Annotated in this window: 14 protein-coding genes; 4 read left to right on the top strand and 10 right to left on the bottom strand. The window is 60.7% G+C overall.

From position 1 onward, the window contains the following. Nucleotides 1–128: 128 nt before the first annotated feature. The 6 genes from JQ603_RS07395 to JQ603_RS07370 all read right to left on the bottom strand — a co-directional run bounded on the left by JQ603_RS07395 (nt 129) and on the right by JQ603_RS07370 (nt 6,281). Nucleotides 129–1,223 carry an ABC transporter ATP-binding protein gene (locus tag JQ603_RS07395; protein WP_212337757.1) on the bottom strand — a complete coding sequence of 365 codons (1,095 nt, stop codon included), beginning with the start codon at nt 1,221–1,223 and terminating at the stop codon, nt 129–131. A gap of 11 nt (nt 1,224–1,234) precedes the next feature. Beyond that, nucleotides 1,235–2,299 carry an extracellular solute-binding protein gene (locus JQ603_RS07390; RefSeq protein ID WP_245003409.1) on the bottom strand — a complete coding sequence of 355 codons (1,065 nt, stop codon included), beginning with the start codon at nt 2,297–2,299 and terminating at the stop codon, nt 1,235–1,237. A 29-nt stretch (nt 2,300–2,328) separates the two neighbouring features. Beyond that, the gene (locus JQ603_RS07385; RefSeq protein WP_212337755.1) at nt 2,329–3,132 is read right to left on the bottom strand and encodes an ABC transporter permease; all 804 of its coding nucleotides are present in this window, start codon (nt 3,130–3,132) and stop codon (nt 2,329–2,331) included. Beyond that, nucleotides 3,132–4,064 (bottom strand): ABC transporter permease, encoded by a 933-nt coding sequence (locus JQ603_RS07380; protein ID WP_212337754.1) that lies wholly within the window; start codon nt 4,062–4,064, stop codon nt 3,132–3,134. Before JQ603_RS07380 ends, JQ603_RS07385 begins: the two co-directional genes overlap by 1 nt. A gap of 218 nt (nt 4,065–4,282) precedes the next feature. Then, nucleotides 4,283–5,485 (bottom strand): pyridoxal phosphate-dependent aminotransferase, encoded by a 1,203-nt coding sequence (locus JQ603_RS07375; protein WP_212337753.1) that lies wholly within the window; start codon nt 5,483–5,485, stop codon nt 4,283–4,285. Further along, entirely contained in the window at nt 5,478–6,281 is an 804-nt protein-coding gene (locus JQ603_RS07370) for an SDR family oxidoreductase (RefSeq protein ID WP_212337752.1), read from the bottom strand. The genes JQ603_RS07375 and JQ603_RS07370 overlap by 8 nt, the downstream gene beginning before the upstream one ends. A 238-nt stretch (nt 6,282–6,519) precedes the next feature. On the opposite strand from JQ603_RS07370, the gene JQ603_RS07365 reads away from it, so the two are divergent. Further along, on the top strand, nt 6,520–7,212 hold the full coding sequence (locus JQ603_RS07365; protein WP_212337751.1) for an SDR family NAD(P)-dependent oxidoreductase: 693 nt from the start codon (nt 6,520–6,522) through the stop codon (nt 7,210–7,212). 460 nt (nt 7,213–7,672) lie between these two features. Further along, nucleotides 7,673–9,028 (top strand): tyrosine-type recombinase/integrase, encoded by a 1,356-nt coding sequence (locus tag JQ603_RS07360; protein ID WP_212337750.1) that lies wholly within the window; start codon nt 7,673–7,675, stop codon nt 9,026–9,028. Between the two features lie 399 nt (nt 9,029–9,427). On the opposite strand, the gene JQ603_RS37985 is transcribed toward JQ603_RS07360, so the two are convergent. Then, nucleotides 9,428–9,739 (bottom strand): hypothetical protein, encoded by a 312-nt coding sequence (locus JQ603_RS37985; RefSeq protein ID WP_245003408.1) that lies wholly within the window; start codon nt 9,737–9,739, stop codon nt 9,428–9,430. 180 nt (nt 9,740–9,919) lie between these two features. On the opposite strand from JQ603_RS37985, the gene JQ603_RS07350 reads away from it, so the two are divergent. Then, nucleotides 9,920–10,072, top strand: coding sequence for a DUF6894 family protein (locus tag JQ603_RS07350; RefSeq protein ID WP_212337748.1), 153 nt, complete (start codon nt 9,920–9,922; stop codon nt 10,070–10,072). A gap of 263 nt (nt 10,073–10,335) precedes the next feature. On the opposite strand, the gene JQ603_RS07345 is transcribed toward JQ603_RS07350, so the two are convergent. After that, entirely contained in the window at nt 10,336–10,506 is a 171-nt protein-coding gene (locus tag JQ603_RS07345) for a hypothetical protein (protein ID WP_212337746.1), read from the bottom strand. A 737-nt stretch (nt 10,507–11,243) separates the two neighbouring features. Between JQ603_RS07345 and JQ603_RS07340 the strand changes: the two genes are divergently transcribed. Then, nucleotides 11,244–11,453: a PRC-barrel domain-containing protein gene (locus JQ603_RS07340; protein WP_212337745.1), complete on the top strand. Its 210-nt coding sequence runs from the start codon at nt 11,244–11,246 to the stop codon at nt 11,451–11,453. 475 nt (nt 11,454–11,928) lie between these two features. Here the strand turns inward: JQ603_RS07340 and JQ603_RS07335 are convergent, their stop codons facing one another. Beyond that, entirely contained in the window at nt 11,929–12,147 is a 219-nt protein-coding gene (locus tag JQ603_RS07335) for a hypothetical protein (RefSeq protein ID WP_212337744.1), read from the bottom strand. A 53-nt stretch (nt 12,148–12,200) separates the two neighbouring features. Further along, nucleotides 12,201–12,398 (bottom strand): hypothetical protein, encoded by a 198-nt coding sequence (locus tag JQ603_RS07330; RefSeq protein ID WP_212337743.1) that lies wholly within the window; start codon nt 12,396–12,398, stop codon nt 12,201–12,203. Nucleotides 12,399–12,989 lie beyond the last annotated feature (591 nt).

The following is a 12,989-nucleotide window of genomic DNA, read 5'->3' as shown; positions in this document are numbered from 1 at the left end:
AACCGCTTCGCACTTTTCCGGATCATGCTTTAGATCTAGCCAAGCAGCGCAAGCCGATCCAAGACGATGTTCGTCTGCGGGTATAAGGGATGTCGATTGCCCGCAAGACGCTGCACTCGCCTCCGGCTTCAGTGACGCGCAATGACGTGATTGCTCGGCGACTCCCACCGCGCCACGACTTCCTCGCCCACCGCGTATCGGAGCCCGGCCTGCTGCGACTGGTTCTGCTCGAACACGATGATCTGGCCGCCACTCGGCGTCTTGAGATAGTAGTGACTGACGAACCCGCGATAGATGGCCTGGTCGACGCGCGCCGTCACGCTGTTGGCGCGTTGCGACGCCGGGCTTTGGCCAGCGCGCTCGACCACGATCGCCTCGGGCCTGATCGAAACCATCACGTCGCTGGCCGACGACGGGATCTGATCGACCTGAAGGCTCAATTCGGGCGAGACACGAATGACCGCTCCGCTTCCGTTGCGCTGCTCGACGGGCCCCTGAAACAGATTTGACGCGCCGATGAACTGCGCGACGAATTTCGAGGCCGGACGCTGGTAGATTTCCGTCGCCGAACCGACCTGCTCGAGCTTGCCGTCGCGCATGACCACGATCTTGTCGGCCATCGTCAGGGCCTCGTCCTGGTCGTGGGTCACCATGACGGTGGTCAGGCCGAGCCTGCGCTGAAGCGCGCGCAGCTCGACCTGCATGCTCTCGCGAAGCCCCTTGTCGAGCGCCCCGAGCGGCTCGTCGAGCAGCAGCATGGCCGGCTCGATCACGAGGGCCCGCCCCAATGCGACGCGCTGCTGCTGGCCGCCGGAGAGCTGCGCCGGATAGCGCTTGCCGAAGCTGGAGAGCTGCACGAGGCTGAGCGCCTCGCCCACCTTCCTTGCGGCATCGGCCTTGGATATGCCGCGCATCTCGAGGCCGAAGGCGATGTTCTCCTCGACGGTCAGATGAGGAAACAGCGCGTAGTTCTGGAACAGCATCCCGACATTGCGCCGATGCACGGGAACATCGGTCATCCTCTTGTCGTTCACGAAGACGTCGCCGGATGTCGGGCGGATCAGCCCCGCGATCATGCGCAGGCAGGTCGTCTTGCCGCATCCGCTCGGACCGAGCAGCGCCACCATATGGCCGGGCTCGATCGTGAGCGAGACGTCGTCGACCGCAACGGTGCGGTTATATTCCTTGCTGAGGCGGTCAAGCCTGACTTCGGAAGACCTCATGACAGCCTGTCCTAGCTCGTGAACACCTGATTATAGCGCTCCAGCCACGGACCGCGGCGCGGAACGATGAACTTCCAGTCCGGCGTGAACAGTCCGAGATCGGTTGCCTTGGTGTCGGGATAGGCCAGGAACTTGGCCGTCTCCGGCTTGAAGTCGATGCCGCCGACCGAGGGCGCGCTGAGTGTCTGCTCGGACAGCATCTTGGCGACCGAAGGCTCCAGAATGCGGTTGATCAGGGCACAGGCGAGCTCCGGCTCGGGTGCATTCTTGACCAGCGTCATGCTGTTGATGCCGGTGAAGGCGCCCTCCTTGGGGAAGGTCATGTCGATCGGCATGCCCTTGGCCGTATGCGGATAGATCGCCTTCGAATATTCGATGCCGCCGATCGTTGCCTGGCCCTGGGCCACCTGGAGCACCTGCGCCTCGCTATCGTAGATCGTCAGGACGTTGGGCTTGAGAGCCGCGAGCTTGTCCCAGCCGCTGTCGACCAGGTACTGCGCTTCCTGCAGCGGCTTGCCTGTCGTGAGCGCCGTCGCCACGATGAGCATCAACACGCTCTGGGTGTTCTTGGGCGTGTTCAGCAGGATCTGCTTGCGATATTTCGCGTCGAAGATCTGCTCATAGCTCTCGAGCGGCTTCGTCACCTGCGGATTGATGAACATGGCCGCGCTCGAGATCGAGAAGCCGACGCCGTAGCCATCCTCGAACAGATAGCGCTTATAGACCTTCTCGAGGTTGGGAATTTTCCCGGCATCGAGCTTGTCGATCAGCCCTTCCTGCTTGGCCTGGGGGATGCCGACATCGTCCATCATCATCATGCTGAAGCGCGGCGTATCTCGCGTGGCGCGCAGAGCGGCGATGTTGGAAAGCGTCGCGCCTTCGATCGTGAAGACGCGGCACTTGAACTCGGCCTCGAACTTCGGAATGACCTCCTTCTGGATCAGCTTGCCCAGCGCGGAGTTGTAGACGCCGACGTGCAGTTGCTTGGCGTCCTGCGCCCACGACCGGCTGATGATCGTCGGGAAAGCAACCGCGGATGCACCGGCCTTAATGAGAGTCCTACGTGTCAGCTTCATGGGTCCAATCTCCATCTAACCAATGCACATCAGGCAGCCAGCGCGCGGCGAAGGCCGACCAGTTTCTCCAGCAGCAGCACGCCGACCATCGCCATCAGGATGATGATCGTCGACATCGCCGGCACGGAAGGGTCAAAGACGTTGACCAGTTGCCGCATCAGGACGAGCGGCACGGGCGAGTACTCCGAGTTCGCCAGCCACATCGTGACCGGGTAATTGTCGAAGGACACCATGAAGGCGAACAGGCCGCCGGCGGCGACGCCCGAGGCGATCTGCGGCAGCGTCACGCGCCAGAAGGTCGTCAGCCGGTTTGCGCCGAGGGTGCGCGCGGCATCCTCCAGGTTCTCATCCACGAGCTGAAGGCTGGTGACGACGGTTCGGATGACATAAGGCGACGTCACGACCACGTGCCCGATCAGGAGGTTGAGCCGCGCATCCTGCGAACCGAGCTTGGTCAGCACCTGAAGCAGCGCCAGGCCCGTGACCAGCGCCGGAAAAATCAGCGGCGACAGCAGGAATCCCTTGATCGCCGCCAGACCGAAGAAATGGCCGCGCACCAGCGCGAAGGCCGCAGGCACGCCGAGCAGGAGCGAGCCCGCCGTGGTGCCGAGCGCGAGCAGGATGCTCAGCCGCATCGCCTCGAGGAAGTCGCGGTCCTGCAGAACTTTGGCGTACCATTTCAACGTGAAGCCCTGCGGCGGGAACGTCACGAAATAGGAATCGGAAACCGACACCGCCATGACGAGGAGCAGCGGCGCCAGGATGAACAGCATCATGCCGGCCGTGATGCTGTAGAGGATGAAGGCGCCGAAGCCGGAAAACCGCTCGTCCATCACTCGGGCCTCCTGAGCCGCCGGCCTTCCAGAAGCCACATCGAGACGCCGTTCACCGCAAGGACGAGGCCGACGAGAACGACGGCGATCGCGGCGCCGAACGGCCAGTCGTAGACGACGAAGATCTGCTGCTCGATCAGATTGCCGAGCATCACCGCCGAGGCACCGCCCAGGATCGCCGGAATGACGAAGGAGCCGGCGGTGAGCGAAAAGACCAGGGTAAAGCCCGCGACGAAGCCGGGCATGCTCAGTGGCAGCGTCACCCGAAGGAACACCTTCCACCATGGCGCGCCCAGCATCCGGGCTGCATCTTCGAGGTTGGGATCGATCTTGCCGAGCGCCGAGGCCAGCGGCAGAACCATCATCGGGAAGAACACGTGCAGCGATCCGATGACGACGGCGGCCTCGGTGTAGAGGACCGATATCGGCGCGTCGACGATGTGCAGCGACATCAGGATCCAGTTCAGCATTCCTTTCGGACCGTTCTGGAGCACCAATTGCCAGCCGTATCCGCGAACGACGACGCTGACGATCAGGGGCGCGATGACGATCAGGGTAATGATGCGCGTCACCATCGGACGGCTTTTGACCATCACCAGGGCGACCGGATAGGCGAGCACTGTCGCAAGCACCGAGGTGATGATGCTGATCCGCAGCGTGGTCCAGAGCACGCGCGCGTAGAGCTCGACGTTGACCAGACGGGCGTAGTGCGCCAGCGTAAACGGACGGCCGATGATGCCGCGGCTGTCCTGGGTCTGGATGCTCGAGAGCAGCAGCCCGAGCGCCGGATAGAAGAAGAAGTACGTCAGGAATGCCAGCATCGGGACGGCGAGAAGCCCGACCGGCAGAGCCAGGCGCCACCTCAGTGCCCGCCGGGTTGCCGGTGGAGCTTGAACACCTAAGACTGCCACCGCATCGTCGCTGGTGGTCATCGCTGGCCGTCCTCGACTGCTCGATACCAAGGCAACACCCCTCTTTGCACAAAGCTTATGCGTCGACATCCTACAGGACCAAGAACATCTTCGTTTAGGGGCATTAGGAAGGATTATGACAATTGGTTCGGCATCCTGCTCCGATCTTGGTCGACGAATGCCGCTGGCTGCATCTTTCGTTCTCCGCCGAGGGCCAAGCCTCCTGACATATTGACGCGTCAGCGCAGGCTTTCGCAGAAGCTCGCGATACGCCGGCAGCCCTCCTTCAGCGCTTCGGTATCGGTTGCGTAGGAGATCCGGAAGTACGGGCTCATGCCGTAGGCGCCGCCCGGTACGGCTGCGACATGCTGCTCTTCCAGCAGGGCCGAGATGAAGTCGGCATCGGTTTCCAGCCGCCGACCGCCCTTTGTGATCTTGCCGATGCAGCCGGCGATGTTCGGAAACACGTAGAAGGCCCCTTGGGGCTTGTGGCAGGTGATGCCCGGAATCTGATTGAGGAGCTTGACCACCAGATCGCGCCGATCGCGATAGATGTCGGCGCGCTCCTTCAGGTAGTCCTGCGGTCCATCCAGCACCGCGACGGCCGCTGCCTGGCTCACCGTGCAGATTCCGCCGGTCGCCTGACCGTGGACATTGTTCATCGCCGCAATCAGGTCCTTGGGACCGCCACAATAGCCGACCCGCCACCCGGTCATGGCGTAGGCCTTGGACGCGCCGTTCACGGTCACGACGCGATCCTTCAGCTTCGGCTCGACCTCCGCGATGGTGCAGAACTCGAAACCGTCATAGGTGAGATGTTCATAGATGTCGTCGGTGAGAATCCAGACGTCGGGGTGCTTCAGCATGACGTCGGCGATCGCGCGCATCTCCTCGCGCGTACAGGCAGCGCCCGTCGGATTGTTGGGAAAATTCAGGATCAGCCACTTCGTCCGGGACGTGATCGCCGCATCCAGGTCCGCCGGACGAAGCTTGAACTGGTTGTTCTCCGGGCAAGGCACCGCGATGGGCGTCGCCTCCGCAAGGAGAACGATGTCCGCATAGGTGATCCAGCCCGGCGCCGGAATGACGACCTCGTCGCCGGGATTGCAGGTCGCGAACAGCGCGTTGAAGATGATCTGCTTGCCGCCATTGGCGATCAGGATCTCGTCGAGGGCGTAGTCGAGATTGTTCTCGCGCTTGAACTTGCGCTGGACCGCGGTCCGCAGCGCAACGGTCCCCGGCTGCGCCGGGTACTTGGTATCGCCTGCGAGGGCAGCCCGATGTGCGGCCTCGATCGCATGCGGCGGCGTCGGAAAGTCGGGCTCGCCGGACGACAGGCCCACGATCTTGACGCCGGCATCCCGCAACTCGCGCGCCTTGTCCGTCATCGCCGCCGAGGCCGACACCTTCACGGTCTTGAGGCGGTTTGCGAGTTCAGGCATTGTCAGCTCCACTTCTCATGTCTTTCAAGCGCGCAGCCTCGGATCGGCTCGCAAATCGCAGTTCGCCGACGACCTGGAACGTGGGTACGACCTCGATCATCGCGACGTTCATCCGCGCCGGCGATCCCACCGCGAACGCAATGGCATCCGCGACGTCTTCGGACTGGAGCGTCTCGAAGCCGCCGACGAAGCGGGCATCCGGATTGTCGGCGGCGTTCTGGTTCTGGAAGATGCTCGTCGCCACGCGCCCGGGCGAGACTTCGGTAACGCGAACGCAGGTGCCGTAGAGATCGACGCGCAATTGCTGCGACAACGAATGAACGCCGGCCTTCGTCGCGTGATAGGCCACGGATGAATTGAATGTCGTGGCGTTCTCGCCGAAGGCATAGTGGCCGGCGATCGACGAGACATTGACCACGTGGCCGCGGTTGCGTCGCGCCATGCCTGGTGCGATCAGCCGCGTCAGGTGCAGGACCGCCCGCAGATTGACGTCGACCAGCGTGTCGACATCGTCGGGCGCTGTATCCAGGATATCGCCGCGCCGCGACTGGCCGGCATTGTTGACGAGAACATCGAATTCGGCCGAGCTCGCAAGGCGCTCCAAGGCGTCGCGATCGTTCACATCGACCGCACAGGCGTGACATCCCGTCTCGGCCGACAGGCTGGCCAGCCGGCGAACGTCGCGCGCCAGCGCATGAACCTCGAGCCCCTCGGCGCGGAGGCGCCGAACCGTCGCAGCCCCAATACCTGAGGACGCGCCCGTCACCAACGCCGTTCGGTAGTCCGAAAATCCCATCCGCAAGGCTCTCTTGCAGTCAGCCAGAGCGGCGGAAAGTTACGTGCGGAGATTGGCACGCGCATACAGCGGATTCGTTCTGCCCTCATAAGGACATCCAATATCCCGCCGAAACTCGTCGGGCGCGCGAGCCATAAGCACACCCGATGCAGGCAGAGTGAATTTCTCTTACTCGTCGCCGCGCGCATCCCCTTAGATTTCGCGATGCGCTTCGCTCAGCCATGGGAGACGGACTAGGATGTTGGAAGTCGGCAATCGGATCGTCATGGTCTCCGGGGCTTCGCGCGGCATCGGGCGCGCCGTCGTCGACCGGCTGCTGGCCTCGGGCTTCCGCGTATCGGCGGGGCTTCGCGATCCGAGCCGTCTCGCCGAAAGCGAGAGGCTCATGACCCACCGCTATGATGCCGAAGACGCCAAGAGCCCGATCGCCTGGGTCAACGCAACGGTCGCGCGGTGGGGCGGCGTCGACGCCATCGTCAATGCGGCCGGCATCAATCCGAAGGTCCGTGTCTCCGACGAGGGCGAGAACGAGCTGGATGAAATGTGGCGCGTGAACGTCAAGGGTCCCCTGCGCCTCGTCAGAGCCACCCTCCCTCATTTGGCCGTCTGCGGTCATGGCCGGGTCGTCAATCTGGGATCCCTCGCCGGCAAGCGCGTTGGAAGCAATGTCGGCTACGCCATGACCAAGTTCGCCGTGGTCGCACTCACCCACGGCATTCGCCGGGAAGGACGTGCGGCCGGCATTCGGGCGACGGTGATCTGCCCGGGCTATGTTGCCACCGACATGACGCTGAACGACGACGAGATTCCCCGCCACGAGATGAGCCAGCCCGGCGACATCGCCCGCCTGGTGGAAACTGCACTCATGCTGCCGAACAACGCCTCGGTCTCCGAGATGCTCGTGCACTGCCAGTTCGAGCCGACGCTTTAGGGCTTGGGCGGAAGGAATGCCAAATCACGACGAAGACTGACAGCGACACCGAATCTTCGTTTGCTGATTGAAGAGCTGCGAGATCGTGATGCCGGGTTGTGTCGGCGCGAACGGCCCGTCCACGAGCGCTCGACGTGTTTGGCAAGATCGAGGAGCTTCTGACGCAGCTGGACGTCGAAAACGACCCGTTGAAGAGCCCGTTCTGATACCCAATCGCTGCAAGCAATTGATTTATATGGTGGGCGCACCAGGGCTCGAACCTGGGACCCGCTGATTAAGAGTTCAACACGATCAATTCGCTGCTGTTTCTGAACGCGCGCCACACTACGACGATTTCTCAAATCCCCTTTTGTTTGCAGGCCTTTCTCGCATAGCTTCGCAGTCCTTCGCACTCAAACCTTCAAACACCTCAATTCATCATCACCGTTTGAGAACCGTTTTAGCGCCTCAGGACACTCATATGGCCGACATTCGCATTCTCCTGACCGACAAAACGATTGCCCAATTGCCTACTCCAAAAGATGGCTGGTATCTGGCGCGCGACACCGAGCTCAAGGGCTTCTTCGTCGTCGTCGGAAAGCGAAAACGGACATTTACGGTCCAGGGCGATCTCCGACAGAATGGAAAGCGCGCCTCATCTGTCAGGGTGTCTATCGGGGACACTTCGGAGATGTCGACCCGGACTGCGCGCGCGACAGCGAAGGAATACCTGGCCCAGATCAGTAAGGGGAAGCACCCAAAACCGGCGAAAGAAGAGGTTCGGCCCAACGCTGGTGAAACCGTCCCGAATAGTATGCCCGCGGCCGAAATAACGCTTCGGGAGGCCTGGCAACGATATCTGGAGGCCCATCTCATTAGGAAAGGTCGGAGCGAAAAGACGATAAGTGGCTATCGCGACCACGTCGAGCGGGTCTTTATTGACTGGCTGGACGCTCCGTTGCGGGAGCTCGGAATGGACCCGGCGCGAGTGGCCAAGAAACACGACGAGACCACTAAGAAGAATGGCCCGTACATGGCGAACGGCAGCATGCGAACGCTGCGCGCAATCTACAATCACGCCCGCAAGACTAACCGGTCTCTGCCCCCCGACAATCCCGCAGACGCTGTCGACTGGAACCGTGAGGAGCGCCGCGACACCGGAATGGGCAACCGCGATCTGAAGGGATGGTTCGCGGAGTTGGCTACCCTCGACAATCCAGTCCGCCGCGAATTCCACTTGTTCACGCTGCTTTCGGGGTCCAGACCAACCGCGTTGCAGGAGGTTAAGCCGGCTCACATTGATTTTCGGCGGCGAACGCTGCACATCTCAAAGCCCAAGGGTGGTAGGAAGCGGGCTTTCGACATTCCGCTGTCGCGGCAGATGATCCTGTGTCTCGTTCGCGCAATTCGGTTCGGTATGAAGATGTATCCGACCCAAGCGAAAGAATGGGTATTCCCCGCCGACAGCGAGTCAGGGCACATAGCAGAAACCAAGGAGGATCGAGACACGCTTTCGAAGTGGGGGAACGATCTACGTCAAACATTTCGAACCATCGCCACAGCCGCTGGTGTCTCCGAGTTCGATGCAAAGCTCTTGATGAACCATTCGATCCCCGGCGTTAATGCTGGCTACGTTACTCGACACAAGCTTCTTGAAGATCACCTACGCAGCCAGCAACAAGCGATCAGTAGCACAGTGTTCACCGCTCTAGGGGCATCGTTTACAAATGATCGCGCCCTGCGGAATTGGCTGGGATACGGAGCGGGTCGACGAGCAACCCAGGATTTCGAGACGTCAACCGATCTCGATCGAGAAGAATTTTGGCGGGCAGCCTAGCCTGAGCAGGGTTTATACTCCCGCACGCGATCTTATGGGAGGATTACGATACATCAAGCATCAGAATAGTGGCATGACCTGCGCCCGCCGTCTGCGCTCTCGCCAAACGATGTTTGTTGCCACGCCGGTTTCGTGGCTCGACGATGGCGTGAACGTTACGATCGCCTTGCCGCTACTCAGCCTCGCCCGATAGGCAGGCAAATTGCGTGTCGGCTGCATCGTTGCTTGTGCGCCCCCAAAACATCGCGACTTCAACTGTCAGCGTTTGGGCGCTGACGATGGCCCTCCTCTTCCACTGGAGTGCCTCTCCATTCCAGACGTCGAGTACCGCCGGCGCACGAACGGGTTCCTAATCAGGTCGACGACTCGGTTTGGCCTCGCGAGCCAATCGCTCCGCTTTCAACGCTCGCGGTTTTCATGAAATGACTGTTGCGCTTTTTCGTAGTCACTCACCTCTTTCGTCGCGTCGACCTGCTTGAACAGCTCGTTGGCCTGGCGCAAGGCCCGAGCCGCGTGTTCGTCCTTCATCATCTTGTTGCCCTCAAATTGCACGAACGCGCGCGACTCAAAAGCACCAGTACTGCGCCTGCCGGTCACGTTCGCAGCCTGATTTTCTGAGGCGAATAGCGCGTGCGAACAGATCGATCGATCGTAATGGCTGGCCACCATCACAGTTGCGTCCATTGCTTCGTCGGGCGCAGCTGCTCGCATGCCTGTCCAAATCAATCCGCTGTTCGATCACGAGTTCCCCAGGAAAGCTCTGAGCGAAAAGGAATTTAGCTTGGAACGTCGTCGCCTTACTCATATTGTCAGGCATCACCGACAACAGCCGACTATGGGCGTTGGTGACTGAGAGACAACGCGCGCTCCCGCCTGCAGAGGAGCGCTGTGATGACCCGGTACTACTTCGGCATCAGAGACGGCCAAGACCTCTATCCCGACGAAGAAGGACTCGAGCTCGCCGATCAGAAGGCGGCCGAGATCGAAGCTGCGAGAGCGTTAGGCGATCTAGGCTGTGTAATCATTAAGCGGCTGGCCGCCTGATGTCCGCTCACCCCCTAACAGCGGCGGGAAAGCGGACGTCTCCCGAGGTCGCTGAAGGGGCGGACGCGAAGCAGAAGCAGCGGAACTATTCTTGCGTTCAATCCGACAGAGCGCGAGTGAGGCAAAGGTGTTGCAACGTTCCTTGCACTGATCGTCGCACGCGCTGGGGGCCGTGAATTCGGAGCCGATCGCTCTGCCGAACGAGCGCGATGCCCCTCATGAGTGAGGCAGCCTTGCCAAGGCGTTTTGAGTTACGTTAGCCGCTAGCTACCGGACCGATGCAAAAAGGGATCCACAGACTCGACGAGCGCCAATTGGGCGGCAACGGGCGTGGACTGCTTCTCGGGCGGCAGCGAGCCGACAGAATGGACCGCAAGTCCAGTACCGGCGACAAAGGCCGCTATCGCAATTGCAGCAAGATATTCGATCCTCATGGCGATGGTTCCTCCGTCGACCCCCAGTAACTAACCGGACACGCCGAGAAATGGTTCCGAGAGCCCTATCTAACCCTCGCCTCGGAACGTCCGCTTGCGCGCCGTCCGAAAAGCATCCTCGTCAATCCGTTCGAGCGCGATGAAAGGTCTCCATCTATTCCACGCTGCAAGTTCCTCAATTCGTCGGCTCGGCCGCTCTAATCAATTCCCTCTTCCGCCCAACGCCGTCACGATCAGAAGTCGGGGAACGAAAGCTCCGGTCAATACTTTGGAATCATGAGACCGTCGCTCGCCGTTAAACTACACGGCGCATGTCGCGGATAGCCAAAGGTTCCTATCGCGGGACCCGCTGTTCTCAACAACAAGCGCTCGCACAGATAGCCAAAAGCGGCGGTCTCCGGTTCCATTCCAGAATTGCCAGCCGCGCTCGCGAGCGGGAGAGCTGCGTCAGGGGGGCGCCGATGCTGGCGCTTACCCGAACGAGGCCTCCTATGCGCAACCGCATTGACATAGATCCCAAGCACAGCCGAGCAATTGTTCAAGAGATTGGAGGGAGACTACGCGCGTTCCTGAAGGAAGAGACGGAATTACCGGGGAGCCTTAGAGCGCAAATCGACCGGCTGCGCGAATTGGACGAGCAGTCGCCATCAATCATTCCCAGTTCTGGGCACTGGGACAAGCTTCGCCGTTGAGCCGACCAGGACAGCACGGACGGCCCCACCGAATATGGAGGCGCAATGCCATCGGTGAAGCACCATGCCTCAAATATCTTGAATGAGTACGGTGCGGCGCAATGCGAATTGGTCGGCAAAGCCGTCGCCCTTACCGACGGACAGGCAGGCACCGTCGAGGACGTTTGGCTGGATGAATTGCACGGGCTTCGGATTTCGATCAAGGGCCACGACGGAAGATGGCCGGTCTCAACCATCAAGTTCAGGGAAAACTAGACCTCGGTTCAAATACGGACAGCCCCCCAAGAAGTAGGAACGAACCGCCACCCCGGTACAATTCAGGAACTGCCGCTTGCAGGTCGGCTGCGGGTCAATCTCGACATTCTTGAAGTTGGCCTGCCACGTCCAATCTACCCCCAACTTTCAGACATGTCGCTGCACTGCGCCAACTGAAGTGGCCAACAGGTGACCTCGCAGGCTGGGCCTCTCTTCGCCTACACCTAGACATCTAGTCAACGAACGCGGCCCAGTGGCGATCCTCGCGTATGGCTTTGAACTCCGTACGCAGCATCTGGATCTCGAAAACGCTGAGGCGCAACTTGGCGCGTGCGTCGTCAATCTGGTCCCTCAGCGAGTTGGCCTCGCGCCGCAAGGTGCGATTTTCCAAGATGGCCAATTGGGCCCGTGCAAGCAAGGGATCGAGCATTGGTCCAAGATGAAGTGGTCGCAACTTGGTTCGCCACCACACATGTTAATCAGTCGGATTTTTATCTTCCGATAGATTGAAACCTTGTCGACCGGGCCAAACCTTAGGAGCCGGCGTCGCCAGCAATACGCGCGATTTGGATAGCGCACGTTTGGAGCGCGCCAGCAACTCTTTGGTTAACAAATTGCCAGCCTCAAGTCGGCGCACCATTGAGCGGTATCGCGCAAGCGCCGCAACATAAGTTTCATCAGGGATGAACCTCATCTGCGCCTCACGAGCGCGAGCCGGCGTGGAGCTGTCGCGCGTCAAAGGTGATGCTATTCGGGTGGTTTCAAACCCGGCGATGTCAGCCACTCATTCATATGAGAGGCAGTTTCGGCATGTCGCGCTTTGCGGATGAGTTCGTCGCGGAGAGCGCCGGGCGGATGCAGCTTGGCTTTTTCGCGGAGGCGCTTCGCTTCTTCGGTAAGGCGGGTTTCAAGGGGAAGGGTCTGTTTGAAACGTCGACGCTGCATGACACAACCTCGTGCTTACGGGTCCTAATCCGTAGGGTTCAACAGTTCCAGTCCTAATATGCAGTTGGCTGGGCTTCAGTTCCCTGCGCGAAACGAAATTTTTGGGTATGTCCGTCCCGGGTTATGAGCGCCATTCGGACAGTCGGGCGTCCGCTTCCGGTCTACCCCGATGGAGCCGACAATTTGGCGCGTGGTCCGGACTTCGTCTTTGAGGCCAGCCTTCAGTCGTCCCAAGTAACATCGCAACACTCGCCGCATTGGAAAATGCGGACCGTCTTCCTTGTATGGGTGTCTAGTAGTGTGGCAAGCCAGTGTGCCGGCGCGTTGCAACGAAGGCAGCGGCGGTCCTCCTGGGACGGTTGTGGTGCCAACCTATCGCTGTTCAAAGAGTCCATCGTTCGCTCCATTGCGAACGAAACCGTCCGGTGAGCCTTAGTGGCGGTGTTGTTCCTGTAGTTTGCGCTCAAGGGTGTCAGCCATCTTGCGATACTCCTCGGCCATCTCCTCCATAGCTTTGCGAGCCTCATCATTACTGGTAGCGACGGCCTGTCGCTCGCATATTGACTGCAGGTGGCGATAGTCTGGAACCGT

Source organism: Bradyrhizobium liaoningense (assembly GCF_018130825.1).
Taxonomy (GTDB): domain Bacteria; phylum Pseudomonadota; class Alphaproteobacteria; order Rhizobiales; family Xanthobacteraceae; genus Bradyrhizobium; species Bradyrhizobium liaoningense_B.
Note: the sequence above shows the minus strand (reverse complement) of the source record. Positions and strands in the feature narration are given on the sequence as shown.

Coding starts and splice junctions, on each gene's coding strand:
- JQ603_RS07395 (WP_212337757.1), bottom strand. CDS start 1,223: ATGAGGTCTTCCGAAGTCAGGCTTGACCGCCTCAGCAAGGAATATAAC.
- JQ603_RS07390 (WP_245003409.1), bottom strand. CDS start 2,299: ATGAAGCTGACACGTAGGACTCTCATTAAGGCCGGTGCATCCGCGGTT.
- JQ603_RS07385 (WP_212337755.1), bottom strand. CDS start 3,132: ATGGACGAGCGGTTTTCCGGCTTCGGCGCCTTCATCCTCTACAGCATC.
- JQ603_RS07380 (WP_212337754.1), bottom strand. CDS start 4,064: ATGACCACCAGCGACGATGCGGTGGCAGTCTTAGGTGTTCAAGCTCCA.
- JQ603_RS07375 (WP_212337753.1), bottom strand. CDS start 5,485: ATGCCTGAACTCGCAAACCGCCTCAAGACCGTGAAGGTGTCGGCCTCG.
- JQ603_RS07370 (WP_212337752.1), bottom strand. CDS start 6,281: ATGGGATTTTCGGACTACCGAACGGCGTTGGTGACGGGCGCGTCCTCA.
- JQ603_RS07365 (WP_212337751.1), top strand. CDS start 6,520: ATGTTGGAAGTCGGCAATCGGATCGTCATGGTCTCCGGGGCTTCGCGC.
- JQ603_RS07360 (WP_212337750.1), top strand. CDS start 7,673: ATGGCCGACATTCGCATTCTCCTGACCGACAAAACGATTGCCCAATTG.
- JQ603_RS37985 (WP_245003408.1), bottom strand. CDS start 9,739: ATGCGAGCAGCTGCGCCCGACGAAGCAATGGACGCAACTGTGATGGTG.
- JQ603_RS07350 (WP_212337748.1), top strand. CDS start 9,920: ATGACCCGGTACTACTTCGGCATCAGAGACGGCCAAGACCTCTATCCC.
- JQ603_RS07345 (WP_212337746.1), bottom strand. CDS start 10,506: ATGAGGATCGAATATCTTGCTGCAATTGCGATAGCGGCCTTTGTCGCC.
- JQ603_RS07340 (WP_212337745.1), top strand. CDS start 11,244: ATGCCATCGGTGAAGCACCATGCCTCAAATATCTTGAATGAGTACGGT.
- JQ603_RS07335 (WP_212337744.1), bottom strand. CDS start 12,147: ATGAGGTTCATCCCTGATGAAACTTATGTTGCGGCGCTTGCGCGATAC.
- JQ603_RS07330 (WP_212337743.1), bottom strand. CDS start 12,398: ATGCAGCGTCGACGTTTCAAACAGACCCTTCCCCTTGAAACCCGCCTT.